We start from the raw sequence: 24,679 nt of genomic DNA, 5'->3' as shown, positions 1-24,679 counted from the left end.
ATCATGCCAGACGCCAGAGCAGACGTCCTACAGTACAAATGATAACGGACTTAGTTTAGGTTAAGAAAATGCGAAAGCCATTCCCGTCTTGAGGAATGGCTTTTTTGTCTCTGGATAACGGCAGCACGGGCTTTCAGCCATTAAACAAGTTTGCGCACGGAGCCAATAACGAATTCGCCGTTGCGTAATCGCTCAACAACGATTTTGTACTGGCCATAGCCTCCCGTAAACTGAATCGACTGCATTTCAAATCGATTCAGTCCCAATGAGCCCTCCCGGCTTGTCGTCAAATCCCGAATCATCCGGAAATTATCAAACAGAAAGTCGGCAAATCCTTCTGTTTGCATTAAGGTGTGACTCACTGCCACGTACCCGGTAAAAGGCTTAATGGGGGTATACGTGTCAAGTGCGGTTGCGGTGGGTAAACTTTCGTTGATCATAGTATATGGTTTTGAAAATCAATATACGTCATATATAAAAGCCGCGCAACTGAAGTCCCGTTCGATTGTTTGCTTATTTATTTGATTTTTTAGGCAAAGGTCCTGCTTTTTACAAGGGCGCTAATATGGCTTCTGTTGTCGGAAAGACCGGTAAGTGTTTGTAAACGGCTCAATTCATCATTTGGGGCGTCTCAAATCTAGTTTGGGTCGAAGTGATGGGTACGGATCTGTCACCTTTGGATCGTCAATCACAAACGGCCAACCCCATGATACGATTCGTTACGTTCTCACTATTGTCGCTAACTACAATTTGGTCAATGGCCCAATCCGTAACGGGTTCCGTGCGGAATGCTACAAACCAGCCCATGCCGTTTGCGGTCGTCAAGCTGCTTCGGGCCGCTGACTCGACACTCGCCAAAGGAACACTCGCTAACGAAGCCGGGCAGTATGTATTTGCTCAAATAAGTGCTGGTACCTATCGAGTTCAGGTATCGCTGGTAGGCATGGCAAACACCACCAGTGAGCCTGTTTCGGTGCAGGATGGGCAGTCGACCGCACTGGAGCCGCTGGTGCTCAACGCTGCCGGGCAAACGCTGGCGGATGTGACCGTACGGGCGCAGAAGTCATTCGTCGAGCAACAGGTCGACAAGACCGTGCTCAATGTAGCGGCCGATGCCACGGCTCAGGGGAAAACGGCCTACGAACTCTTGCAACAGGCACCCGGCGTGGTCATTGACCCGAACGATAACATTCGGATGGCCGGGAAACAGGGCGTTAACGTGTTTATCGACGGAAAACCGACCAACTTGTCGGCGGCTGACCTGGCCAATTTGCTCCGGGCCACACCCGCGTCGACTATTGATAAAGTCGACTTAATTACGAACCCGTCGGCGCGGTTCGATGCTCAGGGCGGAGCGGGGATTATCAACATTAAATTCCGGCGGGATAAGCGCCTGGGCCTAAACGGAAATGCATCCGCAGGCTATGGGCAGAGTGACCACCATCGGGCCAACGCGGCTCTCGACCTGAATTACCGCGCCAACCGTGTAAACCTGTTCGGGAATGCCGCCGTCAGCGACAATTTCCAGATTACGAACGTTTTGCTGGACCGAATGTCAGGTGGGTCGCAGTTTCTCCAGCGCGGCTATGACTCCGACGGAACCCGGGCCGTTGTGTATAAAGCCGGGGTAGATTATACGCTGGATCATCGGAAGGCATCGCCCCGGCAAACGATCGGCCTGATTGTGTCGGGTAACTCGACGGCCAATCGCTTTGGAACATACACCACGACGAGAATTATCAACAGTCAAAACGCACTGGATTCGAGCCTCATAAACCAATCGACTACCGGAACGGCCGCACATCCCGCGCGAAACAACCGGGTCAATGCCGCGCTGAATTACCGCTACGCCGATACGCTGGGCCTGGAATTGAACCTCGATGCGGATGTGACGCGCTTTACCAACACCGCACCCAGCGCCATCACCAGCCACTATGTAAATCCAAATGGCCAGCCGCTGTTTCGGCGGCAACGCCGGTTCGATGCGGCAACCGACATCACCATCGTTACGTTGAAAGGTGATTTTGTGAAGGAGTGGAAAAGCCGCCATCTGAAACTCGAAACTGGCCTTAAACGTACCGATGTCGCCACCGATAATGACTTGTTGGCATTCACCGGGCCGGATAATGCAGAAACGACTGAGCAACCCGACGTCAACCGGACAAATCGGTTCACCTATCGGGAGATCGTCAGTGCCGTGTATGCGTCATTGAACCGGTCGGTGGGGAAATGGTCGATGCAGGGCGGGGTACGGGCCGAACACTCGAACGTGACAGGGCGCTCCGTCGATTTGCGCCAACGAGCCATCAACTCGCCGGATACCACTTACCTAAACCTGTTTCCAACGGCCTTTGTGCAGTATCGGGCTACCGACAACAGCCAGTTTTCAATCAATTACGGACGACGCATTGGGCGACCCAACTACCAGGATATGAATCCGTTTGTGTACCAGATGGACCCCTACACCAGCCAGCGGGGCAACCCCTATCTGCGCCCGACTTATACGCACAATGTTGAATTCAGCTATACCTACAAATGGGCGTCGACGATTAAACTAGCTTTCAGCCATACCGACGATTTTGCCACCGACGTGATCCGGCAGGAAGGCCTCATGGCTTATCAAACGGTTGCCAACGTGGGTCGGGTCGATGCGCTGAATGTATCGATCAGTTCACCGTATCAGTTTACGAAAGGGTGGAGCGTGTATGCGTATGCCGGGGCCACCTGGAATCGGTTTCAGGGTAAGCTGTCGGCTGATGAGCCATTCGATCAGCGGGCGTTTGCCTTCGAGGGGTATATGCAGCATTCGTTTACCCTCTCGAAAGTCTGGTCGGCGCAGGTGTCGGGCTTCTGGAGTGCTCCCACCCGGCAGACGGTTTATCATATTGGCGGCCTGGGTGCCCTGAACCTGAGCCTCCAGAAGAAAGTCATGCAGGAACGTGGTAAAATCACCTTAGGAATCGACGATTTGCTGAATACCATGCGCTGGAAACAGTCAGCTGATTTTCTGACCCAGCAATTCAACATCGACCGAAAATGGGAAAGCCGCCGGGCAACGATTCGGTTCAGCTATCGCTTTGGCAGCAAAGACATTAAAGCGGCCCGCGAGCGCCAGACCGGAACGGAGGCAGAACGAATCAAAACGAAAAGCAATCTATAAACTGAAGAATATGAACACGAAAATTGGCTGTTTTGCCCTGATCCTGCTTACACAAACTCTTTCTTCTATTGGTTTTGGGCAGAAAACGGAGCCAACAGATGCGGTTGCCCGCGTGGCGTTTACCCTTCGAAACAACCTTGGCTACCACCGGATGTTCCGCGCCGAAGGGCCGGGGATGGCCTATGGATTTACCATGAACCGCAACGAATCGACGCCCAAAAACTGGCCGGTCGGCAGCAAGCTCTATTTTAGTAAAGACGGCGAAACGACTGAGGGCTTTATCTTCACCGTAACGGGCGATGACGCAGGCAAGACATTGTTGACGAAGCCCGAAACAACAACCCGTTCGTCAATTCCCCTGGTGACCGTTCGTTTCCGGAACAATAGTATGATGCCTCGTAAGATTAGCCTCATTACGTATCGGCCCGACGAACCAGGAAACGGGACGAAGATAATGATGCTCATGCCAATGGACAATACGAAGCAAGAATTGCCCGTCGGTACGAAAGTTTACATGGCCGATGAGATGCAGGTTGATATCGTTATGAGTGGGAAGCGGATCGACGGGAGCAAGCCGTTTCTGGTCGTCAAAAAAGAGGACGGTGGCAAAACCATCAATATCTTTCGGTAATAAAACAGACTGTATCTTGCCTGAAAATAGATGTATCCATGACGTTTGAGTTCAACGCCTATTCATCGCCCCTGTTATTTGGCTTCATTCAGGGCTGGATTTACGCCCTGTTGCTGTGGATACGGGCCTGGCGCGAAGAACGCCTGTCCGACTGGCTGCTGGGCTGGGTATTGGTGGGCCTTAGTCTGAACATCTGGGAATACATGCTGGGCTTTGGCGGCATTGAGATTCTCTGGCGTGAACTCGAGTTTTTCCCCCGGACGCTCGGTTTTCTGTTCCCGGCTTTATGCTATTTCTACCTCAAAAGCCAAATCAATGCCGATTTCCGGTTCACCCGGCACGACATCTGGCATGCCGTTCCGTTTTTGATGTACGTCGTTTACCACATCAGCGTTTTTTCCATGGGTCCAGCCTTCGTCGAGCGTTGGAAAACCACCGTACACTACCCGTACCATATCAATGACCTGGAGACGATTGCGAGCATCGGTCTGGATGTCTATTACCTGATGCTGTCATTACGGCTTTACCGGCAGTATAGAGCCTGGATAAAAACGCAATTCTCCGATACAGAGGTTATTAGTTTTCGCTGGTTCCGCAATTTCCTGATTGCGCTGACGGCCACGTTCCTGTTCAGCTTAATCATGATGGTTCTCGATTTGATCTTCACGCTTACATTCTGGCAGGATTGGTGGGATGAGCTGGCGGGCGTTTTTATGATCTATTATGTAAGTATTCACGGCTATGCCCAAATCCAGCCCGGTCGGCGGTTAACGTTTGTGCAAACACCTGCGCCCATTCTGGCATCATTGCCCGATGGTGTAGAAGAGGAGCTGGAACGGGTAGCTGGCCCGGCACTGGTGGCCAGCGGATCGGCACGGCCGTTGAGTAAAACGCCCACCGCTTTAGCGACGGATTTAGTACTCTGGCGCGATACGTTGCTGGCGTATATGGAGAACGAACGGCCTTATCTGGACCCCGATCTGTCGCTGAATGACCTCGCCCGGCGGCTCAAAACGAACACCTCCGTATTATCGCCGGTGATCAACGCCGGAACAGGAAAAAACTTCAATGATTTTGTCAATCAATACCGGGTCGATGCGTTCAAACGCCAGGCGCTTGATCCGGCCAATGCACATTTAAGCTTGTTAGGCATTGCTCTCGACTGTGGCTTCAATTCAAAAGCAACCTTCAACCGGGCTTTCAGGAAACTGACCGGACTGTCGCCCCGAGAGTTCGTAGAGTCGGTTGGGTAGGGGAGTTATTTTGCAACCTAAGCCGGAATCAGGGAGTTGATAAACGTTGGCCGTCCCCGCTTTTTCGATGCCTGTTCATAGGCGTATCCCATTGATAATAAGGCACCTTCCTGATACGCCCCGGCAATGAGCGAAAAGCCGACGGGTAAGCCGTGGACGCTCCCCATTGGAATCGTCATGTGCGGATAACCCGCCATAGCCGCCGGTGGACAGAAGTAAAAACCAGTGTCGTAGTCGCCGTTGATCAGGTCGATACAGCCCGCAAATCCAATGCTGGTCCCACAAATGGCATCCAATTTATGATCCGACATGAGTTTATCGATGAGCTGGCGCGAACTCCGGGTTTTGGCCAGCGCATCGGTATATTCCTTGCTATCCAGTCCGGCTTTAGCCTCGCTGCTCTCCAGGGTTTCCTGTTTGAAGAAAGGCATGGCTTTAGCCGCGTTCTGCTGGTTGAACGCAATCACCTCCGCTAATGTCTTGACGCGGGCATTGGCCGTTGCCAGATACCGGTTTACGCCGTCTTTAAACTCGTATTGCAGGACGGTAAGTTCGGCCCCGCCAATGTCATCCAGTGACTTAAGCAGATCGACTTCAACAATAGTTGCCCCTTGTTTTTTCAGTACCTCAATGGCCTGTTTATATAAGCCAACCACACCTTCGTGTCCTTTCAGGAATGATTTCTCGACACCAATGCGCTTGCTCGATAACCCGTCTGCCTTGAGAAAGGTGGTGTAGTCGTTCGCGCTTTTGCCGCTGCTTTCGCTGGTAACCGCATCCGCCGGATCGACACCCGCCATAGCGCCCAGTAAAATGGCTGCATCGGTGACGGTTCTGGCCATTGGCCCGGCCGTATCCTGCGTTTTGGAAATGGGTATGATACCACTGCGGCTGATCAACCCGACGGTTGGCTTTATGCCGACTACGCCACAAAACGAGGATGGCGCAATCACCGAACCATCCGTTTCTGTTCCTACGGCCACTGCACATAGATTAGCGGCCACGGCTGAGCCCGACCCCGAACTGGAGCCACACGGACTGCGGTCCAGCACAACTGGGTTTCGGGTTTGTCCGCCCCGGCTACTCCACCCACTGCTGGAGCGCGTTGATCGGAAATTCGCCCATTCACTGAGGTTTGTTTTGCCCAGAATGACCGCCCCGGCTTCCCGTAATTTCGTGACGACAAACGCATCTTTTGCCGCTTTATGGCCTTCCAGCGCCAGCGAACCAGCGGTTGTCATCATTTGGTCGCCCGTGTCGATGTTGTCTTTGATCAGCACCGGGATGCCATGTAGCGGCCCTCGATTCTTACCCGACTTGCGTTCTTCATCCATCGCTTTGGCAATGGTCAGCGCGTCGGGATTGACTTCGATAACGGCATTCAGACCGGGGCCATTTTTATCAATGGCCTGAATACGGTCCAGGTACAACTGGGTAATGGTGGCCGAGCTGGCCTGGCCCGATTGCATTTTCTTCTGGAGATCACCGATGGTCAGTTCATTCAGCTCAAACTCATCCGTGAAGGGTTGAGTGTCGTTTTCTGTGCTTGTCTTTTTGGGTGTGTTACAGGCTGCTACGGTCAGCGACGCAGCCGATACACTGGCTACGGAACTACTCTTGATAAAATTCCGTCTGTTCATGACGTGTTTGCGAAGAAGATAGGAGTAAGAAGAACGGGGTATCGGGCAACTCGGTAATCCCTGCGTTATTGAGGCCGCTTGAACAGGCCGACATAGGCCGCTTTGCCCAATACGTGGGCCTGAATGGCGTTTAGCACGGCTGTCCGTGTGGCTGAGCCTTCGGTACCTGGTTTTACATCGAGTTTGGTGTCCAGGGCATACAACTCAAAAACATAATGGTGCAATGGCCCCGAAGCAGCCGCACCCGGTCCCCGATAGGAGGGCGTCAATACATTTACCTGGTAACTACCATCCGGCAACTGCGCCCCGGCGGGGATGGCCTCGGGGAGTCCGGTCGACGTAGCCGGAATGTTCCAGACCAGCCAGTGCAAATTGTCGTCAATCGTTTTATTTCGACTCACATCGACATCGTGCATGTGCAGCACAAAACTTTGCGTACCGGCTGGCACATCGGTCCAGGTCAGCGCCGGAGAAGCGCCACCGCCCGGCGCAGCACCCGGAGCCGCCTGGGTAAACTTGATCGGAATGAGGCCCCCATCCGGGAAGGCCGTGGTGGTTAATCGCATCGGCGGGGCTGCGGTTGATGCGGCCGGGGCTGGTTGCTGGGCAAGCGAAACTGAAACCGAACGGATCAGTAGGGCAGCGGCAAAGAGTATGCGTTTCATGTTAGGCGATGGTTAGTTTGTTCCTATAAATTGGCTCTCTGCGAAAGCTAAAGCTGACTCAGTATTTTTTGAGAATTTTGACTAGCTGGCGGCTAATCACTTCATACCCCTTATCGGATGGATGCAAGCCGTCGTAAGTCATATCGATAGCCTCCACCGGATACGGGTACTCATCGGTTTCTGGATTAAACGGAATGTCGATAAAATCCGGATACGGGTAGTTGGTGTATTGGCCGGTTTTCGGATCTTTCAGGCGTTTGAACTTAACGAGCTTCTTTACCTTTAACCCGTTCGTATGGTAAAGATCCAGGACGGGCAGGTGTTCTAATTTGCCGATGGAGTCGATGGCGTTGGCAAATGCTTCGAGATACTGGCCGTTTTTGGCTTTATACGAGCCATAGGCGTTGTTCTTGAAGTTCGTCAGGTAGACAAAATCAGCCCGCTGCATGGGCGTGATCAAAATGATGGGTGCCTGCGGATTCAGTTGGCGGAGTTTATTAATAATGATCCGGAACGACCCGTATACCGTCGTATTGCCCGCATTGGCCTGATAGTCAGCCAGACGGCCCAGAGGTCGGCTTGACCACCAGTCGTTGGTGCCCAGGAAGATGGAATATATATCTGCCTTAACCAGACCCAGGTTGTCGATTTCTTTGGCAATACCACCCGAGGTCCAGCCATTATGACCCTGGTTGGTGAAGTGCATATACGGGAGCCGTTCAGTGACTCGGGTCATGTATCCTTTGGTGATTCGATTGCCGGTTTCATCCAGGTGGTCATTCAAATACGTGATGGAATCCCCAATGGCCACCCAGCTAACCGCTTCGTGTTTGACGGCGCCAGTTAAACAGATCAGAGTCAGAAGAATGCAAAACTGTTTCATGCTTTTGAGTGTAGTGCTGGCTGGAAAAGAAAATCGGCTAATCTGTTTACTGTAGGACGTTCATCTGCACCGGGTTTATTCAATCGCACGAACTAAGCATCGGCATTTTTTACTCCTTCACATAGTTGTTCAACGGGCAGGTTTTCAGGGACTTGAGCCCATCAATTACCGACGATGCGTTGACTTTTGCTCCGGCAGCGTTTGTGTGCGTATTGTCCTTAACAAAGTACGTAGCTTGCAGGAGAGTGGAATCACCCACGACGTCGTATTTTCGGGCAACCAGCTCATTGAGGTTAAGGAAGTAAACGCCATTTTTGCCATTCTGCTCGGCGCTGGCTACTTCGGCAGCCCATTTGCCGTAATCGGTATCGCCACGAACCACTTTCCCCTCTTTCCAGGCATTGCGTGGAACCAACGACAAGACAATCGGTATGGCTCCCTTTGCTTTGGTATCGGTCACATATTTACGGATATACCAGCCGTAACTGTGCACGACCTCATGCTTCCGGGTCAGCAGATTATCGATTTCCTGCGTTTCATTGCCCGTACCTTTGAGGGTACCCCGGGCGCGGAGGGTATCATTGACGGCACTGGCGTCGTTATGCCCGAACTGGATCATAACAAAATCACCGGGTTTTAACCGGGTCATCAGTTTATCCCAGCGGCCTTCGGTCAGAAAGGTGCGGCTGCTTCGCCCGCCAATGGCGTGGTTCTCTATATGGATACGCGTTGTGTCGAAATAAGCGTCGATGAAGTGCCCCCAACCCCACATGCCGCCATCGCCCTTGTCGTTGGCATTCTTAACGGTCGAGTCGCCGATGAGGTAAAGGGAGGGACGTTGAACCTGGGTAGCAGCCATCCAGAAAAGAGCAGCGAGGAAAAACAACAGGATGGGTAGTCTCTTTTTCATAAACGTTAGTACGGTAAATCGAACTGATTTTTGGCTTCGTAGCCGCTTAACCCGATAGTTTCGGTTAAGTTTGCGAATGTACGGCTTCAGGTGTTGTCAGACCAGCCTAGTCGTTGACATTAACCGGAGCAGATCCATTTTTTGACTAAACGTTGTTTTCATTTCCTATGCAGATTAACCCTATGTCGCCCGAAAAAGCCTTTGCTGATACCGGTCTTTCGCTCCCCCCCGCACCCCAGCCCCTGGGTGTTTATAAACCATTTCTGATTGACGGTAAATACCTGTACGTGTCGGGGCATGGCCCGGTGCAGGATGATAAAAGCCTGATCATCGGCCGCGTTGGCGCTGATCTGGATATCGAGCAGGCCAAGTTGGCCGCCCGGCAAGTGGGCCTCACCATCCTGTCGACCATCCGAACGAACTTGGGTAGTCTTGATCGGGTAAAGCGCGTCATTAAAGTCCTCGGCATGGTGAACTGCACGGCCGATTTTGGTCGGCACCCGTACGTTATCAATGGATGCAGTGAACTTTTCGCCACCGTTTGGGGAGCTGACAACGGCATCGGTGTTCGGTCGGCAGTGGGCATGGGCTCGTTGCCCGACAATATTCCGGTTGAGATAGAAGCCTTATTTGAACTGGTTTAAGTCATGGAACAAGCCCCCTGGTACTCGATTGCCGACATAACCCAACTCGATACGCCTGCCCTGATGGTTTATCCGGATCGGGTCAAACAAAACATTGCGTCGCTGATAAAGGCAATCGACAACGTGAGTCGGTTGCGGCCCCACGTGAAAACAAACAAATCGCGGGAGGCCTGCCAGTTGATGCTCGATGCGGGGATTCGAAAGTTTAAATGTGCGACCATCGCTGAAGCTGAAATGCTGGCCATGATCGGCGCGCCCGATGTGCTGCTGGCTTATCAGCCAAACGAAGCCAAAATGCACCGGCTGCTCAACCTGATGACTACCTATCCCGATACGGAATTTTCCTGTCTGGTCGATAACCGCGTAACCGCCCAGCAACTGTCCGATCTAGCCGTGGCGGCTGGTCGGGTCGTTCCGGTCTATATTGACCTGAATGTGGGTATGAACCGCACTGGGATGGCACCGGGTGGCGCTGTTCTGGCGCTGTATGCCGAACTGGAGCAATTACCGGGCGTTCGTCCCGTGGGGTTGCATGCGTATGACGGACACCTGCGCGACCCGGATATGGCCATTCGCACAACCCAATGTGATGCGGCTTTCTGGCCCGTTCAACTCCTGCGCGATACGCTTGTTTCGCAGGGGTTCGCCAAACCCGTGCTGGTGGTAGGCGGGAGCCCGACGTTCCCGATTCATGCCAAACGGCCGGATGTGGAGTGCAGTCCCGGTACGTTTATTTACTGGGATAAAGGCTACCAGAGTGTGCTGACCGAGCAACCATTTTTACCAGCTGCGCTGGTGGTTTCGCGGGTGATCTCGCTGCCCGATGCGACAAAATTATGCCTCGATGTTGGCCATAAGTCCGTTGCTGCCGAGGGCGAACTTGCCCAGCGGATTACGTTTCTGAATGCGCCGGAACTAAAGGCGATTGGTCAGAGTGAGGAACATTTGGTGGTTGAAGCCGGAGCCGGACACCCGTATCAGATTGGCGACATATTCTATGGCATACCGAACCATATTTGCCCGACAGTAGCTCTGTACGAACGGGCTTACACCATCGAAAACGGTCACGCAACCGGTGAGTGGCGAACCATCTCCCGCGACCGGCTGATTTCAGTATAGTAAGGGGTAAATCTGTCTGGGCCAAGCCAGAGCTTGGCCCAGACAGATTTACCCCTTTGTTTCGAAAGACAACACTAGTCAACGACCCAGCCAGTCTTTGAATTCTGACTGGCGGCTTGTGCTGACAAACACATCCTGACGGGGAACGGGCAATAAGTCCAGTTTGAGCTTTCCGGCTGAATAGGCATGGACGGACTGGATCGCGGTTCGGGCAATGATAATCTGGCGGTTCACCCGGAAGAAGTGACCCGGATTGAGCAGGCCCGATACCTGATCGAGGCTGTATTCGAGCGGCAGCAATTGCCCTCCTTTGGTGATGAGGAACGTGGCTTTTTCCTCCGAATAGAAGTACGCAATATCGGCCACCTCCACACTATGAATTTTGGTGCCGATACTAACCATAAACCGTTCTTTAAAACTGTTCGACGCGGGCTGTTGCATCAGCTGGACCAGGGCCTTCAGGTCGGGCAATACGGGTTGACTTCGGGTGGATTTGAATTTTTCAATGGCGGCTACCAGCTCGTCATACTCCACCGGTTTGAGCAGATAATCGACACTGTTTACCTTGAAAGCCTTGAGCACATACTCGTCGTAGGCGGTTGTGAAAATAACGGGCACGGTCAGGTTTATCTGGTCAAAAATACGAAAAGCCAGGCCGTCTTCCAGATGGATATCCATGAAGGCTAAGTCAAGCTGTGGCCGTTGGTTGTTGTTAGGCTCACTGAACCAGGCAACAGATTCCTTCACAGAAGGCAGTTGGGCTAAGATATGAACCGAGCCATCATACTTTTTCAGCATTCGCTCCAGTTGACGGGCCGTACGGGCTTCATCTTCAATAATGACGACGTTCATACGAGTAAAGGGATTTTGACAACAAACAAATTATCCTGATGACCATACCACACCGGTCGTTTGGTGAGCAGCGAATAGCGATTGACAATATTCTGTAATCCCAGGCCGGTTGAAGATTCGGGCTGGTCGCGGGGTAGCCAGGTATTCTCGATAATCAACACATCATTCTGACAATGGATACGCACGCGTAGCGGTTCGTCAATGGCCATTCGATTGTGTTTGACGGCATTTTCAACCAGCAACTGAAGGGATAAGGGCGCAATTCGATACTGATTCTGCTGGGCTGGACTCGGCTCTATAACGACCTCGAATTTGTTCTCGAACCTGATCTGAAGCAGAAATGTGTAAGCACGAATGAAATCTACTTCAGTTTTAAGAAGAACCAGTTCCTGGTCCCGCTGTTCGAGGATGTAGCGATACACTCTGGCTAACTGCTTGATATATTGCTCCGATAAGTCGGCATCCTCATGGACCATGGCCGTAAGAATACTAAGGCTATTGAACAGAAAATGGGGACTGAGTTGATTTTTCAGGGCTTCGACCTGGCTTATGGCGGCCTCTTTCTCTGATTTTTCGGCCCGGAGCTGCACATGCTTTAGCTGCTGGTAAGAGCGGGAAATAAGGGTCAGGTAGAACGCCGAAAGCATAATGACCAAATTGAACACTTTATTTACCCGTTGCAGGTACGTAAAGACTTCGGGGCTGAACGGTGGCGTCTGGGAGGAGGGTCGTTTTAAAAAATCGCTGTGAAAGAGTAAGGAAAAAAGTGTCGATATGATCAGTTGAAAGACCTGTGCGTACAGAGCCGCCAAGCCAAGCGAAATGAGCATGGTCAGCACCAGTGCCTGCCAGCTGAAATCGAGCAGAAAGTCCTCCCCAAACCAGCGAAATAACTGAATCTGAATCCAGTCAGTGGCCGTAATCCAGATGAAGTATAAGCCCAACGCAATGAGAATAAAGATCGCGATGAAGGGCGATATCTCTACCAGCTTGGCCGGGTGTCGGACGGAGTTAGGCAAGTTAACGTACAGCAGCAGAGGTGAATACAGCAATAGTAACCGAATCACCACTTGCCATTTTTGTTGATAGGTCAGCTTTTCGACCATTGTCCATTTTTAGTGAAAAGATAAAGATGTCCGTTGGCTACTAGCTTACAAAAAAGTTGCGTTTCCACGGCTTGTTTCCCGCCCTTAGTTGAGCGATCAAAAATAGAGTCCAGGTCGGCCGCTCAAAAATCAACGCTACCGAAAGGCCACATCAGGCTGACGAGTGAAGCGTTTAGGCCGATGAGCGCCGTAAATGATACTACTCATCGGCCTGATGGCCCTTAGCGGTAAACGGTTGAGCCGGGTACGATTGCCAGGATTGGCAAAATAACGCGAATACTAGCTTAAGGACTTGCCCAATCCCGCTAGGGACGGCCTATTAATAGTTGTCTGGCTTATGTCTGGTCTGAAGCGCCGTTGGCGCGACCTACTCTTGTTCATCTGGGTCGCACCAACGGCGCTTTACATAAAGCTCATCCTCACGATTCTAGTAACAGGTCGCCCTTGACAGGGCTTTTCGGTAAGAAAGAAGACGTGTATGCGCCACAAGGTTAAGGACCCCCGCCCACGCTTAACCTCATTATTCACGTTAAAATAGGGGTCAGTATTATTAATTAACCGGCTGATTGTCAATGTCTATGCGGTTGTTCGTCCGGCAAAAACGGACACTCGTCAGGCCAATTTGACTGCTCGTCGCCTTTCATTTTCTGAGCGAATCATCCTATAGCACCTTTGTCACATCGAAACCGGTAGGCCGGGGCGGGCTTACCGTCAAAAACGAAATAAACAAAAACAGCCATGAAAAAAGTAGTTATTCTGATGCTGGGTCTGGTAGCCAGTACCGCATCATTCGCAACAACCAATGAGCCGGACAAATCCACAGCCGCTCAGACACATCTGGTGATGACCCCCGAACATAAAATCAAATTTTATGTCCAACCTATTCCAGCGAAAGGCCAATTGATGATTCGGGATGCCAATGGCCAATCCGTCTATACGGAAACTGTAAATCTTCAAAAAGGGCTGAGTCAGCAATTCGATCTCTCAAGTCTAGGCACCGGTACTTACCAATTGGCGCTGGTAGCAGGTACTCAAACCCTCACTAAAACGTTCGTTATACAGGTCAATCCGAATGAGAGTTTTGTCGTTCAGGAATAAGAATCGTAGGGCTAGGTTAGGGCGTCGATGACTCCCGGAGGACGTCGTAACCTAGTCAGCTCTATTACCTGTAGTCATTAAACGTATTGATTCTGATTTTAGATCTCTAGTTATGTTCTCGTCGCCAGGCTGCAACTCCTGCCGTTTTCTGGCTAAAAGAACTTACCACAACGAACGAATGGACCGCCGTAGCGGTTTAAAATTTTACCGACCCCAAGAAGTTCACTTGTCAGGCTGGAGCGGTGCCTATCGACCCGATCGAAACCGAGTCGATGTGCGTCGTACCTCAATGAAGTTGATTGCCAATGCGAACGTGACCGTTGGCCAATGAAATCAGTGAGGCTTCCAGCGCCAGTTTGTACTCAGCGAAAAGTCGATCAGAAAGTCGCTGAGGGTAACAACAGGTTGAATAGGGTCGTGTTAACCATTTTCGGTTGTTTCTGACAAAGACAGACGTATGAAACGGGGCGTTTGTATACCTGAATCGTGGAGAATCGGGTAAAAGCTGCCGTCACACACATGCGTTGCCTTGGTCAGCTACCAACTGTTACCATTTCGATCACCTACACAATGCTCGATATCTGTATCATAGGCCATATATCGCTGGATAAAATAGTTACGCCACAATCGGTGGCGTTTAAGCCGGGCGGTACCTCTATTTACATGGCCAAGTCCCTGCTCCATTCAGGGTTAAAGTATAAACTGGTAACGGCTTTATCGTTCGAGGAACATCAATTCGTTGACGACTTACGAGCAGAAGGCGTTGAGGTTGATGCCTTACCGAGCCCGCATACCGTTTATTTCGAAAACATTTATAGCGAGGATCAGGATCACCGTGATCAACGAGTTGAGCAAAAGGCGTTACCGTTCCGGGTTGCCAACATACCACCGATAGACGCCAGAATTGTTCATCTGGGGCCGCTGTTGTACGATGACATACCCACGAAGCTGATCGAGAATTTATCGAAAAAGAGCCTTGTCTCGTTAGATGTGCAAGGGTATTTAAGGCATGTCAGGCAGAAAAAAGTTGTTTATCAGGACTGGTCAGACAAGAAGAAAGTGCTCCCTTTTGTGCATACGCTGAAAGCGAACGAGTTTGAAATGAACGTGCTCACGGGGCAAACGGATGCACACGATGGCGCCCGTTATTTAGCGGATCTGGGCGTTCGGGAAGTCATCATAACGCTTGGCAGCAAGGGGTCACTCATTTATAGAGATGGTACATTCTATCCGATTCTGGCCGCACAGCCAACGGCCGTAGTCGACGCAACGGGTTGTGGAGATACCTACATGGCGGGCTACCTCTGGAGACGGCTGCAAGGCAGTTCCATCGAAGAAGCCGGTGACTTTGGTTCGGTCCTGGCTGCCGCGAAAATCAGTTCATCGGGCCCTTTTTCCGGCTCTCCGGCCTTAATTTCGTCGCTCTTAAACCAGGAAGTATAAGCTGATAAAGTATATACGCTAGTTTTGGGCAGCGGTGCTGCCCGGAGGTCCTTACTCGTACCAATCCTTGTAGTAGCCGCCCAACTCAAGCAAGGTGTAGAGAGTGGCTCGTAAAAGATCCGTTTCGGTTCCTTCATTGATCAGTAAGAGACAACTTTCTCCTTCTGCGTATAAACTGAATAGGTCATTTGAGTCAAGTGGGTTGGTTAATAGCCATTTGCTGGCTACGTACGTGGCGTCGATGCCGGTACGCTGACGAACACGCTCGATGATGTCTGGAATAGAAGGCGGGGGCCCTTCAAAGCACACTTGCCGACTGTATACCATCCGGTCTGCCTATTAGCGATTTAGTTAGCTAACTTAAACGTTTAGCAATCGATAGGCAAATGAAGTAAGCGGAATCGCCTTTTGCATCAGCGGAATGCCCTGATCAGGTGGTTAAAGGTTACGTCTCATTGCAGAAAAATACGGGTAAAACAGCGCTGATGAATGATGTATGGGCCTTGTTAGCCCATTCCCGAGTTACCGGTATGGTGTATACTTTTGGGACTGGCCCATACATAGTAATCTACCAGCTGAAGGCTATTCAGAATTTAGGTGGGATTGCCCCTCGATCATCCAAAACCACCGCATAGCCCGATCCAAAACAGTCTCATCGAACACCGTCACATACTCGCTGGCTGATCCAGGCCGGTCAAGCTGTAGCATACGACTTTGATCGTGGTTATGAATCACCAGCGTTGATTGACTTCCAATGGGGAAAAATTGAATACCCATTCCATTTTTCTGAAACGACACTGTCGGGCAACCTAAACAGCATAAATGCATTGGTAACGAATCGAGCGTGAAGGCCGCCAATGCCTGTTCGCTCAACGTGATCAGGTCGTCAAGTGTCAACTGACCAACGACTGAATATAGCCGATCAGCAGCCGTTGGGTGTTCCTGCCGAACACGCTCGTAAAGGGCTGTGGTGAATTCACTCTGGCCGCTAAACACCAATCCATACGGGCTTTGCGCCAAAAGCCGGGTGGCGAGCTGGCACCAATAATCAACCGATAACATGCGAATGGCACTGCCTGATTCGGGACAGAGTAAAATCGTTTTGCTTGCCGGCGCCGGTTGCCCTAGTTTACTCCACAGTTGCTGGGCTGACTGAGCCGGGTGAAAAAAATAGGGTTTAACGGTTCGGAGCTCGCCCTCGACGCCCATGGGCTTGAGCAGCATAAGTAGCAAATCAAAATTATTCGTTTCCTGATCGGGGAGAAAAAATTCGTTGTCCAGCAAGCCACCTAACCCGCGTGAGCCAAAGCCGATTTTGCGTTTGACCTTCAGGAAAGGCAGAATAAAATGCATAGGCGAATCGGAATAGCGAATGTCAACCGAATAATCGTACACTTCATCTTCCAGGGACTTGATGGCTGAACGGGTCGACTTGAAAAACGTCTGCCATTTGTCCATGCTGGAGCGTGTGCTTCGGTTGGTAGAAACGTGATTGAGGTGAACGACGCGCCGGACATACGGATTGTGTCGCCAGATGGGGTCACACCAGCTACCCGCCAGTATATCAATCTGAGCATTTGGGTAACGCTGCCGAATGAGTGGAAAAGTATAAGATAAAACGAGGGCATCGCCCAAATGACCCGCCGTCATCAATAAGATAGAGGGACTATCTGGTTCAACTGTGTCGTGCGTTTTAAGCTCGGTAGATGTCCGTCCCCGTACGTAGTTGTCTACGAATAGATCCAGAAATTGTAGGGGATAGGCAATACGGCGGGGTGCACAATATTTACGGACTTTACCAAGCATGAATTTTTCAGTGTTTTCAGCAGTGAGCAGACCAGTTTCTGTCTGATCAGGAGTTGCGTTTAACCGCGGTATAGTAACCCAACTGCGATTGCCGTAGATTTGTTACGTTGACTGTAACAACCTGGTGAAACTAAAAGTACCTAAGCTGGCGCACCTACTTAGTGTCTTGGCCATCACCGAAAGGGGCTGGAGAAATGGGAGCCGGGCGGCTCGGCGTATGGGTTTTAGCCTGGCTAACGATATACGGTTCTGTAAGCACAGCTTGAGATTTCTCCCTGTAGTGTGGCTGGAAGGCGTTTGATAAATAGGTAAAATAACTTAAAATGATTGATACCCCAGTCGACGGTTTTCGCAGTATTGGTTCATAAGCGGTTAGTCCATCGGTATGGGTTGAACCTTATAACTGATGACGCCATGCAGGGCGGGATGAAGCTTTTGCGCTAAGTCGTTGAGGTAAAGAAAGCCCAGCCGGGAGAGGGCTGATTTACTTTTTTCTTTGTGGTACGATGCCTGAATGACTTTTTTAGAAGCCAGTCCGGTACTTTTCTTAATAGATGGGGCCATCTGTATGGTGCCGGTTAATTTGACCAGACCAGCATGGACTGATAACTGGCTGATCAGTAGTGGCTCTGCTGACGAGGAATACGGAGTCGATTTGAGGGGGACGCTTATCTGTAAACAGTTACTGGCAACCTCGATTGGAATATTCTGTTCCATCAATACCTGGCTGATCGTAAGGTAAGCTTCCTTATCGGCTAGGTCAGTGGTGATGACAATGACATTAGCACCCTCAAAAGCAACTGGCTGGGCTTTCACTGCAGGCAAAAGAGGCAGAAATAAGAGGGTCAACCAGTAGTGAATTGACAAATAGGAAACGGATCTCATTCGTTCAGAGAAGTGAAAAGTACTGGATGGCACAATCGGTCGAATACCGTGATCAACAGGTGTGCAGAAAGGGTGAAGGGTATCCAAAGGCTACCTATAAATCGGAGTTATTAGCCTTGTTGATCGGACGAGGCTGGTGCATAAGTCGCCATTTGAGAAATTTCAGACCTAGCCATGAGTAAAGAAGCAGACCTGCTGTTTCCAGGCCAGTTTTTGTAGGCTGGCTGACAAACATGCCTGTTTGATAGTCGTGAACGCAATCCACAAATGTGACAAAATAGAGCGCTAAGCCGAGTATAGCTGCCGTAAACAGACCGAGGAGTAACAATAATTGTCGCATACGCAGGTGAGGCTATTGAATGATACCAAATGATTTGACGAATCTATATTAGCCATTTGTATGCCAGCCAACTCTCGCAAATAGCCTGACTGTCCTGTTAATGCTATATACGGCCGTATTTAGTCACATGAATGCAACGTAAACTCAATCCACTAAATGATGGGTCTTCTTTGATCGATCTGGTACAGGAAGCCGGTCGCGGAGTGGATTGATGCGGATAAGATTTCCGTAAGAAAAGGTGTAGCAGGAGGGACAGCGCATCTATTCTCAAAAGTATCAGCGATTGACTCATTTGTGACAGGGCTTCCTCTGCTGTGTGCCGACCTTTGATCTATCAAAACAGATCATTAATCACAAAACACATAGATCATGAAAGCGCTCATTAATCCCCTCGTCATTGCCTTTTCCTTAACCATCGCTACGTTCCAGGCTTCATTTGCGGACACCAATCCTGGTGGACGCCCTGCCACGGTGGCCAGCTACAAAACGGGAATGTACACCACGGCAGAAGGCAAACTTCAAATCGCCGTCGACAAAGAAGCGACGGGTGCGGTCGATATTCAACTGGTGAATGCAGCCGGTAAAGTGCTGTTTGCTCAGCGGGTCGCCAAAAAAGAAACGGTGGCTCGTCTTCGCCTGACGCTGAGTGACCTGCCCGACGGCGATTACAAAGTTCAAATGAACAACGGAGTAGAATTGACGACCTATTCGGTGACGTTGTCTACCCCGCAGCCCAGCGCCCCCAGTCGCCTGGTAGCCATTAACTAAAGCCAACAACTAACCTGTCTCACAAAGGGCAGCCATTCGAAAGAGTGGCTGCCCTTTGTGGCATAAACAAAATGGAGTTGTAGCGAATCGCCTATCAGGCAACTTGGCCGGTTACTAAAGGCACATGAATAGATTCGAGGAATCGTAGCGGAACAAATAAGTAATAGCCCAGTTCAAGGATGACTTATTCGTACTTGGTTCGTTCGCTTTTTCGTACAAAGTTATACGTCTACTAATCAATAAGTTAGTCGAGATGTACACACTTTGTCTACGGTCGGTTTTAGGATACCTTTTCAGCAAGACGTTAGTTTGTTAACTTACCCTTTACTAACTCAACGATTTTATGTAGTTCCTGATCGTTGACAAGTTGACTTGATTGGCCTGTCTTACGGAGCCAGACAGGTTTAAAACGGCTGCCAGCGCCTGGCCAGAAGTATGCTGGTTTGCCTATTCTTTTCGTACATAAATGATCCATTGGGTCATTTATATTAATTTCTGATCAATGTATATTACTCGCGAAGCCTATAACTTGAAACCCTTGCTAATTAAACAGGGAGCTTTATTTTTATGGGGCGTACACCTGACTAAATGGACCGATAACCGCTCTATTCATCACCTTTACCGATTTAACGATTTTTACGTGGAGATGTGCTGTGACAAACAGACCAGCCGGTTGATTCGTATAACTACGTTTACCAGTTCTTACCAGTTAATCCCTAACCGAGGCACCATGAACCTCGTTCAGCTTGACCAGTCCATTTAATAGGCTGCATTATATTGACTACGCATTCGTTTCGTGTAGCTGAATGGACCATCGATTATCCCGATGAGCAAAAATGGTTTTCTTGCCGCGAGGCAGAAAAGGATTATCAAGCTTGCTGCGCGTCAACGGCTAATAAATAGACCGTCATCGATTCTCCAACGGTTGCAATCCAGTGATCATAATCCGTAATGGCTTGCTGGCGCTGGCTTTCGGTAATGTACCCGGCATCCACCAATTGGGGACCGCGCAACTCGGCTACTTCGGACCATAAACGGCTGGCGATGCCAAAGTCAGGTTCGCTTTTCTGGGTTCGTTCAAACTGTTCGGTTACCTGCACCGTTGGAAAACCGATGCGGTGCATCAGCTCGGTAAGGTTGTCGGCAATGGCATTGTCGAAACCTGCATCCTGACGCCAGCGTAGAAAGGCATCATAGAAGAGTTGCATCGCTTCAGGTGGTTCTGGTGTCCACGTGATTTTTTCGTGGTTGAAGTCAAGTATGGCCAAATGGCCACCTGGTTTGACAAGCCGCTTCATAGTGATAAGGGCAGCCTCGGGCCGGGCCAGCCATTGCAACGTACGGGCGCAGGTTACCAGATCGAAGCGCTCAGTTGTGTCAAATGTGTATACGTCAGCTTGCTGAAAGGATAGGCCAGGTATCGTACTAGCCTGTTGCTTAGCCTGCTCAATCAGGGTTGGACTCGGATCGATACCCAGTACACGACCCGAAGGCCCGGTTTTCTCGGCAATGCTGCGCGTAATAGCCCCCGAACCGCAACCCACGTCGAGTACCGTCAGGCCCGGTCGCAAATAGGTGAGCAGATTTCGGTTCGCGTTCTCGACGGTTCTGCGCTCCAGAACGGGATTGTACGCAACCGGCATCTTGGCCCGGTCTGTAATGTATTGATCAGCCATAAATAAGGGAAATAAAAACAGGGCGTGCTAACACGCCCTAAAATGAACAATTTTTAACCACAGAGGCACAACGAACACAGAGGATTGTTGCCTGAGGGGCATTCTCCGTGTTCGTTGTGCCTCTGCGGTTAAAAATTGGTTATGCTATTACTTTTTTGTCGAGAATTGATAAATGGTCGTGGTCTTGTACGTTTGACCAGGTTTCAACTCGGTGGTTGGGAAGGCCGGATGGTTAGGGGAATCCGGATAATGTTCGGTTTCCAGACAGAGCGCATAGCGTTTCTTATACGCGAATCCTTCCCGACCCACTACCTGCCCATTCAGGAAATTGCCGGTATAAAACTGCACGGCCGGTTCGGTGGTGCGAACCTCCATAACCCGTCCGCTGGTGGGTTCATATACCGTTGCCGCCAGTTTCAGCTCGTTCGCCGGACCGTTCAGAACCCAGCCGTGGTCATACCCGCCACCATATTTGATCTGGGTATCGGTCGAGTCGTTAATGCGAGATCCTACCACCGTTGGCTTCAGAAAATCGAACGGCGTGCCCGCTACCGGCTTCAGTTCGCCCGTCGGAATCAGGGTTTGGTCGACGGCAATGAACTTGTCTGCGTTGAGGGTTACAACGTGGTCGAGAATATCGCGCTTGGCACCACCCGTCAGGTTGAAATAGGTGTGGTTAGTCAGGTTCACAACCGTGGGTTTGTCGGTTGTGGCCTTGTAGTCGATCTTGAGCGCGTTGTCTTTCTGCAACGTATACGTGACTTCAACCGACAGATTACCTGGGTAGCCTTCCTCCCCATCTTTGGCGGTGTAGGCTAATTTCAGGCTAGGTTCGTCGCCCTCTACCGGCGTGGCTGTCCAGAGAACTTTATCGAAGCCTACTTTACCACCGTGCAGGTGGTTGCCCATATTGTTGATGAACAGATTATAGGTCTTGCCTTCGAGCGTGAATTTCCCTTTGGCAATCCGGTTCCCATATCGGCCAACCAGAGCCCCAAAAAACGGATTGTTTTTTACGTAGGAAGAGAGCGAGTCGAGCCCCAGCGTAACGTCTTCAAATTTACCGTCTTTGTCGGGTGTTTTCAGCCCTACGATGATACCGCCGTAGTTCGTTATCTGGGCCGTCATGCCCGACGCATTGGTCAGCGTATACAGGTCGGCTTCCCGGCCATCAGGTAATTTACCGTAGGCTGTTTTCTCGATACCCGGCTTTTTTTCGTCGGATTGGTCTTCTTTTTTAGAGGAGCAGGAGGTCATAGTTAAACAACTTGTTAACAGGGCCAGCGATAAGAGTTGAGGCAGAAGCTTCATTGAACGATTAAGATTTAAGGATTTTACCGGAGCAATACGTTGGTCTAAACGAGATATATTGTGTTTTTACTATCTGGTTTAACCGGCGAACACCCGGACAGTTCGAACTGTAGGACATTTCTCTACGTAAAGAATAGTTGCGGGTATTCATACTATAGCGATTAGCAACCTTGCCCGTAGTACGCGTTTTTTCCGTGTTTTCGCTCGTAATGTTTGAGCCGTAGGGTATCCTTGATGCGGGGTGTATTGGGGTTGATCTGGAGCGTGAGGTAGGCCATGCGCGCCAGCTCTTCCAGAACGGCTGAGTTGTACACCGCTTTTTCGGCGGATTTTCCCCAGGTAAACGGGCCGTGATTTTGTAGCAGTACCATTTCCATTTCGGTATTCACTAATCCTTTCTGCGCGAAGCAGTTGAAGATCTGGTGGCCCGTTTCGTGTTCGTAGTCTCCCTGAATCATCTCGTCGGTGAGGGCAGGGGCACACGGAATATCCTGGTGGGTATGATCGGCGTGGGTCGTTCCAAAAATCGGGATGTCCATACCCGCCTGAGCCCAGGCAACGGCGTGGGTGCTGTGCGTATGCGCAATACCGCCGATGGTGTGCCAGGTTTTATAGAGCAACGCATGGGTTTTCGTATCCGATGAAGGCCGCAATTGCCCGTCGACCACGTTCCCCTCGTAATCGCAGATCACAATGTCTTCAGCCGTTAGTTTCTCATACGGCACTCCGCTGGGCTTGATGGCAAATACCGCCCGATCCCGATCCACCGCACTGACATTGCCAAACGTAAACAGCACAAGCCCCAGCTTAGGGAGCTGCATGTTGGCCTCGTAACATTCTTCTTTTAGCGTCTTGTACATGATTAAAGAGCGAATGAGTGAAAGAACGAAAGAGTGAAAGGCTGGCGCGAGTTTTAGCACTCTTTCACTCTTTCACCTTTTAAAGCTCCAGCACGACCACCGATACCGGGGGCAGCGTTACCGTTAAGTTATCGCCGGTCAATTTGGCACCCGTAAAAGCGGCTGGTTTGATTTTGGTGAGGTTCTCGAAGGTGTTATGATCGCGTACGTTGGCAGACGTTAGAATTCGTCCGGTTACGCCAGCCGCTTTCAGGCCATTCAAGTCTACCGAAATGTTCTGCGGTTTGGTTGGGTCGATGTTGACGAGCGAAACGTGAATCTTACCAGCTTTGTCGCGGGAGGCCGAGACCGAAACGGCAGGGAGCTTGTCTTTCTCAAACGTAAAATCGTCGGATTTGACACTCACCGGCAGTAGGGTCGCGTCCTGGTGCACATTGTACATTTCCAGAACGTGGTACGTAGGCGTCAGCAATATTTTGTCGCCTTTGGTCAGAATGACCGCCTGCAACACGTTGATGGCCTGCGCCAGATTCGCCATGCGAACGCGTTCGGCATGTTTGTGGAAAATGTTGAGCGTTGCACCAGCCAGTACAGCATCGCGCATGGTGTTTTGCTGATACAAAAAGCCCGGATTCGTGCCCGGTTCAACGTTATACCAACCGCCCCATTCATCGACGATCAGCGCAATTTTTTTCTCCGGGTCATACTTGTCCATAACGGCCGAATGCTTCTCGATCAGTTCGTCCATTAACAACGCCTGCTGCATCGTTTTGAAGTATTCCTGGTCCGAGAACTGCGTGGCGGAGCTTTTCTTACCTTCGCCCCACGACAGTACCGAGTAGTGGTGCATGGCCAGCCCTTCCATCATATTGGCAGGAATATTCTTCATGAGTGTTTCGGTCCAGTTGTAATCATTGTCGCTGGCTCCCGATGCGATTCGGAAAATTTTCCCTTTACCTACGACAGGGTTCATGAAGGTGCTGTACTGACGATACAGGTTGGCATAATAATCGGGTTTCATGTTGCCTCCGCAGCCCCAGGCTTCGTTGGCTACCCCCCAATATTTGACATTCCAGGGTATCTGTCGGCCATTTTGCTGCCGCAGGTTAGCCATAGGGCTGTTCTTCTCGAAGTTGACATACTGGACCCATTCCGACAATTCCTGTACGGTTCCACTCCCCACGTTTCCTGCCAGATAGGGCTCAGTCCCCAGTAGTTCGCACATATTCAGGAAGTCGTGAGTACCGAAGCTGTTATCTTCCGTAACGCCCCCCCACCAGGTATTGACGATCTTGGGCCGTTTTGCTTTCGGTCCGATGCCATCTTTCCAATGGTAGGTGTCGGCAAAACAGCCACCCGGCCAGCGGAGATTCGGGATTTTAAGTTTTTTCAGGGCGCTGACAACGTCGAGTCGAACGCCATTCTTGTTGGGTATCTTCGTGTTGTTTTCGCCTACGTAAAAGCCATCATAAATACTTCGCCCCAGGTGTTCGGCGAAATGGCCATAAATGTGTTTACTGATGACCGTTTTTCCGTCACCGGCATTGATCGTCACCTTGTTCTGCGCCGATGCGCCAAGGGCAAAACAGGCAAACGCAAGGGTAAGGAGTTGTTTTTTCATGAGGATGG

The 24,679-nt window shown here is 50.7% G+C and carries 25 protein-coding genes; 10 read left to right on the top strand and 15 right to left on the bottom strand.

The window, feature by feature from the left end; genetic code table 11:
* Positions 1-140 precede the first annotated feature (140 nt).
* Complete coding sequence (locus tag ACYVAM_RS03560; RefSeq protein ID WP_461063969.1) at positions 141-440, bottom strand: hypothetical protein; 300 nt, start codon at positions 438-440, stop codon at positions 141-143.
* 317 nt (positions 441-757) lie between these two features.
* On the opposite strand from ACYVAM_RS03560, the gene ACYVAM_RS03555 reads away from it, so the two are divergent.
* From ACYVAM_RS03555 to ACYVAM_RS03545, 3 genes are read left to right on the top strand one after another with little or no spacing between them, the layout of a single operon-like run.
* Positions 758-3,160, top strand: a complete 2,403-nt coding sequence (locus tag ACYVAM_RS03555; RefSeq protein ID WP_461063967.1) for a TonB-dependent receptor domain-containing protein — start codon at positions 758-760, stop codon at positions 3,158-3,160.
* Between the two features lie 10 nt (positions 3,161-3,170).
* On the top strand, positions 3,171-3,791 hold the full coding sequence (locus ACYVAM_RS03550) for a hypothetical protein (RefSeq protein WP_461063965.1): 621 nt from the start codon (positions 3,171-3,173) through the stop codon (positions 3,789-3,791).
* Positions 3,792-3,829: 38 nt separating this feature from the next.
* On the top strand, positions 3,830-5,044 hold the full coding sequence (locus ACYVAM_RS03545; RefSeq protein WP_461063963.1) for a helix-turn-helix domain-containing protein: 1,215 nt from the start codon (positions 3,830-3,832) through the stop codon (positions 5,042-5,044).
* A 17-nt stretch (positions 5,045-5,061) separates the two neighbouring features.
* Here ACYVAM_RS03545 and ACYVAM_RS03540 read toward each other — a convergent pair whose 3' ends face one another.
* The 4 genes from ACYVAM_RS03540 to ACYVAM_RS03525 all read right to left on the bottom strand — a co-directional run bounded on the left by ACYVAM_RS03540 (position 5,062) and on the right by ACYVAM_RS03525 (position 9,142).
* Positions 5,062-6,684, bottom strand: coding sequence for an amidase (locus ACYVAM_RS03540; protein ID WP_461063961.1), 1,623 nt, complete (start codon positions 6,682-6,684; stop codon positions 5,062-5,064).
* A gap of 65 nt (positions 6,685-6,749) precedes the next feature.
* Positions 6,750-7,349 carry a YbhB/YbcL family Raf kinase inhibitor-like protein gene (locus tag ACYVAM_RS03535; protein WP_461063959.1) on the bottom strand — a complete coding sequence of 200 codons (600 nt, stop codon included), beginning with the start codon at positions 7,347-7,349 and terminating at the stop codon, positions 6,750-6,752.
* Positions 7,350-7,407: 58 nt separating this feature from the next.
* Positions 7,408-8,232 carry an SGNH/GDSL hydrolase family protein gene (locus ACYVAM_RS03530; protein WP_461063957.1) on the bottom strand — a complete coding sequence of 275 codons (825 nt, stop codon included), beginning with the start codon at positions 8,230-8,232 and terminating at the stop codon, positions 7,408-7,410.
* A gap of 109 nt (positions 8,233-8,341) precedes the next feature.
* A complete protein-coding gene (locus ACYVAM_RS03525) occupies positions 8,342-9,142 on the bottom strand; it encodes a rhamnogalacturonan acetylesterase (RefSeq protein WP_461063955.1) in 801 nt (266 codons plus the stop codon).
* A gap of 167 nt (positions 9,143-9,309) precedes the next feature.
* Here ACYVAM_RS03525 and ACYVAM_RS03520 point away from each other — a divergent pair, with 167 nt between their 5' ends.
* Both ACYVAM_RS03520 and ACYVAM_RS03515 read left to right on the top strand, forming a co-directional pair.
* On the top strand, positions 9,310-9,786 hold the full coding sequence (locus ACYVAM_RS03520) for a RidA family protein (RefSeq protein WP_461063953.1): 477 nt from the start codon (positions 9,310-9,312) through the stop codon (positions 9,784-9,786).
* Positions 9,787-9,789: 3 nt separating this feature from the next.
* Entirely contained in the window at positions 9,790-10,905 is a 1,116-nt protein-coding gene (locus tag ACYVAM_RS03515; protein ID WP_461063951.1) for a D-TA family PLP-dependent enzyme, read from the top strand.
* 78 nt (positions 10,906-10,983) lie between these two features.
* Here the strand turns inward: ACYVAM_RS03515 and ACYVAM_RS03510 are convergent, their stop codons facing one another.
* Both ACYVAM_RS03510 and ACYVAM_RS03505 read right to left on the bottom strand, forming a co-directional pair.
* A complete protein-coding gene (locus ACYVAM_RS03510; RefSeq protein WP_461063949.1) occupies positions 10,984-11,757 on the bottom strand; it encodes a LytR/AlgR family response regulator transcription factor in 774 nt (257 codons plus the stop codon).
* Positions 11,754-12,863: a sensor histidine kinase gene (locus tag ACYVAM_RS03505; protein ID WP_461063947.1), complete on the bottom strand. Its 1,110-nt coding sequence runs from the start codon at positions 12,861-12,863 to the stop codon at positions 11,754-11,756. Before ACYVAM_RS03505 ends, ACYVAM_RS03510 begins: the two co-directional genes overlap by 4 nt.
* Positions 12,864-13,601: 738 nt before the next feature.
* On the opposite strand from ACYVAM_RS03505, the gene ACYVAM_RS03500 reads away from it, so the two are divergent.
* From ACYVAM_RS03500 to ACYVAM_RS03490, 3 genes are all read left to right on the top strand, one after another.
* Positions 13,602-13,961: a T9SS type A sorting domain-containing protein gene (locus ACYVAM_RS03500; protein ID WP_461063945.1), complete on the top strand. Its 360-nt coding sequence runs from the start codon at positions 13,602-13,604 to the stop codon at positions 13,959-13,961.
* 178 nt (positions 13,962-14,139) lie between these two features.
* Positions 14,140-14,292, top strand: a complete 153-nt coding sequence (locus tag ACYVAM_RS03495) for a hypothetical protein (protein WP_461063943.1) — start codon at positions 14,140-14,142, stop codon at positions 14,290-14,292.
* Between the two features lie 239 nt (positions 14,293-14,531).
* Positions 14,532-15,404, top strand: coding sequence for a PfkB family carbohydrate kinase (locus ACYVAM_RS03490; protein ID WP_461063941.1), 873 nt, complete (start codon positions 14,532-14,534; stop codon positions 15,402-15,404).
* Between the two features lie 51 nt (positions 15,405-15,455).
* Here ACYVAM_RS03490 and ACYVAM_RS03485 read toward each other — a convergent pair whose 3' ends face one another.
* From ACYVAM_RS03485 to ACYVAM_RS03470, 4 genes are all read right to left on the bottom strand, one after another.
* Positions 15,456-15,731: a hypothetical protein gene (locus ACYVAM_RS03485; RefSeq protein WP_461063939.1), complete on the bottom strand. Its 276-nt coding sequence runs from the start codon at positions 15,729-15,731 to the stop codon at positions 15,456-15,458.
* Positions 15,732-15,986: 255 nt separating this feature from the next.
* Positions 15,987-17,210: a glycosyltransferase family 9 protein gene (locus ACYVAM_RS03480; protein WP_461063938.1), complete on the bottom strand. Its 1,224-nt coding sequence runs from the start codon at positions 17,208-17,210 to the stop codon at positions 15,987-15,989.
* Positions 17,211-17,582: 372 nt separating this feature from the next.
* Positions 17,583-18,095: a hypothetical protein gene (locus ACYVAM_RS03475; RefSeq protein WP_461063936.1), complete on the bottom strand. Its 513-nt coding sequence runs from the start codon at positions 18,093-18,095 to the stop codon at positions 17,583-17,585.
* A gap of 94 nt (positions 18,096-18,189) precedes the next feature.
* The gene (locus tag ACYVAM_RS03470; protein ID WP_461063934.1) at positions 18,190-18,435 is read right to left on the bottom strand and encodes a hypothetical protein; all 246 of its coding nucleotides are present in this window, start codon (positions 18,433-18,435) and stop codon (positions 18,190-18,192) included.
* A gap of 369 nt (positions 18,436-18,804) precedes the next feature.
* Here ACYVAM_RS03470 and ACYVAM_RS03465 point away from each other — a divergent pair, with 369 nt between their 5' ends.
* Entirely contained in the window at positions 18,805-19,203 is a 399-nt protein-coding gene (locus ACYVAM_RS03465; protein ID WP_461063932.1) for a hypothetical protein, read from the top strand.
* Between the two features lie 502 nt (positions 19,204-19,705).
* Complete coding sequence (locus ACYVAM_RS03460) at positions 19,706-19,966, top strand: hypothetical protein (RefSeq protein WP_461063930.1); 261 nt, start codon at positions 19,706-19,708, stop codon at positions 19,964-19,966.
* 106 nt (positions 19,967-20,072) lie between these two features.
* Here the strand turns inward: ACYVAM_RS03460 and ACYVAM_RS03455 are convergent, their stop codons facing one another.
* The 4 genes from ACYVAM_RS03455 to ACYVAM_RS03440 form a co-directional block, all read right to left on the bottom strand.
* The gene (locus ACYVAM_RS03455) at positions 20,073-20,879 is read right to left on the bottom strand and encodes a class I SAM-dependent methyltransferase (protein ID WP_461063928.1); all 807 of its coding nucleotides are present in this window, start codon (positions 20,877-20,879) and stop codon (positions 20,073-20,075) included.
* A gap of 147 nt (positions 20,880-21,026) precedes the next feature.
* Positions 21,027-22,190 carry an aldose epimerase family protein gene (locus tag ACYVAM_RS03450; protein WP_461063926.1) on the bottom strand — a complete coding sequence of 388 codons (1,164 nt, stop codon included), beginning with the start codon at positions 22,188-22,190 and terminating at the stop codon, positions 21,027-21,029.
* 161 nt (positions 22,191-22,351) lie between these two features.
* The gene (locus ACYVAM_RS03445) at positions 22,352-23,050 is read right to left on the bottom strand and encodes an L-ribulose-5-phosphate 4-epimerase (RefSeq protein ID WP_461063924.1); all 699 of its coding nucleotides are present in this window, start codon (positions 23,048-23,050) and stop codon (positions 22,352-22,354) included.
* A 79-nt stretch (positions 23,051-23,129) separates the two neighbouring features.
* A complete protein-coding gene (locus tag ACYVAM_RS03440; RefSeq protein ID WP_461063922.1) occupies positions 23,130-24,671 on the bottom strand; it encodes an alpha-N-arabinofuranosidase in 1,542 nt (513 codons plus the stop codon).
* Between the last annotated feature and the right edge of the window lie 8 nt (positions 24,672-24,679).

The organism is Spirosoma horti (assembly GCF_054776595.1).
The sequence above is the reverse complement of the archived record's forward strand: the minus strand, read 5'-3'. Positions and strand labels throughout refer to the sequence as shown.

Excerpts from the sequence above, each read along its gene's own strand:
- ACYVAM_RS03520 (WP_461063953.1), top strand. The coding sequence starts at position 9,310 with ATGCAGATTAACCCTATGTCGCCCGAAAAAGCCTTTGCTGATACCGGT.
- ACYVAM_RS03505 (WP_461063947.1), bottom strand. The coding sequence starts at position 12,863 with ATGGTCGAAAAGCTGACCTATCAACAAAAATGGCAAGTGGTGATTCGG.
- ACYVAM_RS03540 (WP_461063961.1), bottom strand. The coding sequence starts at position 6,684 with ATGAACAGACGGAATTTTATCAAGAGTAGTTCCGTAGCCAGTGTATCG.
- ACYVAM_RS03440 (WP_461063922.1), bottom strand. The coding sequence starts at position 24,671 with ATGAAAAAACAACTCCTTACCCTTGCGTTTGCCTGTTTTGCCCTTGGC.
- ACYVAM_RS03450 (WP_461063926.1), bottom strand. The coding sequence starts at position 22,190 with ATGAAGCTTCTGCCTCAACTCTTATCGCTGGCCCTGTTAACAAGTTGT.
- ACYVAM_RS03560 (WP_461063969.1), bottom strand. The coding sequence starts at position 440 with ATGATCAACGAAAGTTTACCCACCGCAACCGCACTTGACACGTATACC.
- ACYVAM_RS03545 (WP_461063963.1), top strand. The coding sequence starts at position 3,830 with ATGACGTTTGAGTTCAACGCCTATTCATCGCCCCTGTTATTTGGCTTC.
- ACYVAM_RS03515 (WP_461063951.1), top strand. The coding sequence starts at position 9,790 with ATGGAACAAGCCCCCTGGTACTCGATTGCCGACATAACCCAACTCGAT.
- ACYVAM_RS03510 (WP_461063949.1), bottom strand. The coding sequence starts at position 11,757 with ATGAACGTCGTCATTATTGAAGATGAAGCCCGTACGGCCCGTCAACTG.
- ACYVAM_RS03445 (WP_461063924.1), bottom strand. The coding sequence starts at position 23,050 with ATGTACAAGACGCTAAAAGAAGAATGTTACGAGGCCAACATGCAGCTC.
- ACYVAM_RS03480 (WP_461063938.1), bottom strand. The coding sequence starts at position 17,210 with ATGCTTGGTAAAGTCCGTAAATATTGTGCACCCCGCCGTATTGCCTAT.
- ACYVAM_RS03495 (WP_461063943.1), top strand. The coding sequence starts at position 14,140 with ATGGACCGCCGTAGCGGTTTAAAATTTTACCGACCCCAAGAAGTTCAC.
- ACYVAM_RS03550 (WP_461063965.1), top strand. The coding sequence starts at position 3,171 with ATGAACACGAAAATTGGCTGTTTTGCCCTGATCCTGCTTACACAAACT.
- ACYVAM_RS03465 (WP_461063932.1), top strand. The coding sequence starts at position 18,805 with ATGAAAGCGCTCATTAATCCCCTCGTCATTGCCTTTTCCTTAACCATC.
- ACYVAM_RS03490 (WP_461063941.1), top strand. The coding sequence starts at position 14,532 with ATGCTCGATATCTGTATCATAGGCCATATATCGCTGGATAAAATAGTT.
- ACYVAM_RS03530 (WP_461063957.1), bottom strand. The coding sequence starts at position 8,232 with ATGAAACAGTTTTGCATTCTTCTGACTCTGATCTGTTTAACTGGCGCC.
- ACYVAM_RS03485 (WP_461063939.1), bottom strand. The coding sequence starts at position 15,731 with ATGGTATACAGTCGGCAAGTGTGCTTTGAAGGGCCCCCGCCTTCTATT.
- ACYVAM_RS03555 (WP_461063967.1), top strand. The coding sequence starts at position 758 with ATGGCCCAATCCGTAACGGGTTCCGTGCGGAATGCTACAAACCAGCCC.
- ACYVAM_RS03470 (WP_461063934.1), bottom strand. The coding sequence starts at position 18,435 with ATGCGACAATTATTGTTACTCCTCGGTCTGTTTACGGCAGCTATACTC.
- ACYVAM_RS03525 (WP_461063955.1), bottom strand. The coding sequence starts at position 9,142 with ATGAAAAAGAGACTACCCATCCTGTTGTTTTTCCTCGCTGCTCTTTTC.
- ACYVAM_RS03455 (WP_461063928.1), bottom strand. The coding sequence starts at position 20,879 with ATGGCTGATCAATACATTACAGACCGGGCCAAGATGCCGGTTGCGTAC.
- ACYVAM_RS03460 (WP_461063930.1), top strand. The coding sequence starts at position 19,706 with ATGTATATTACTCGCGAAGCCTATAACTTGAAACCCTTGCTAATTAAA.
- ACYVAM_RS03475 (WP_461063936.1), bottom strand. The coding sequence starts at position 18,095 with ATGAGATCCGTTTCCTATTTGTCAATTCACTACTGGTTGACCCTCTTA.
- ACYVAM_RS03500 (WP_461063945.1), top strand. The coding sequence starts at position 13,602 with ATGAAAAAAGTAGTTATTCTGATGCTGGGTCTGGTAGCCAGTACCGCA.
- ACYVAM_RS03535 (WP_461063959.1), bottom strand. The coding sequence starts at position 7,349 with ATGAAACGCATACTCTTTGCCGCTGCCCTACTGATCCGTTCGGTTTCA.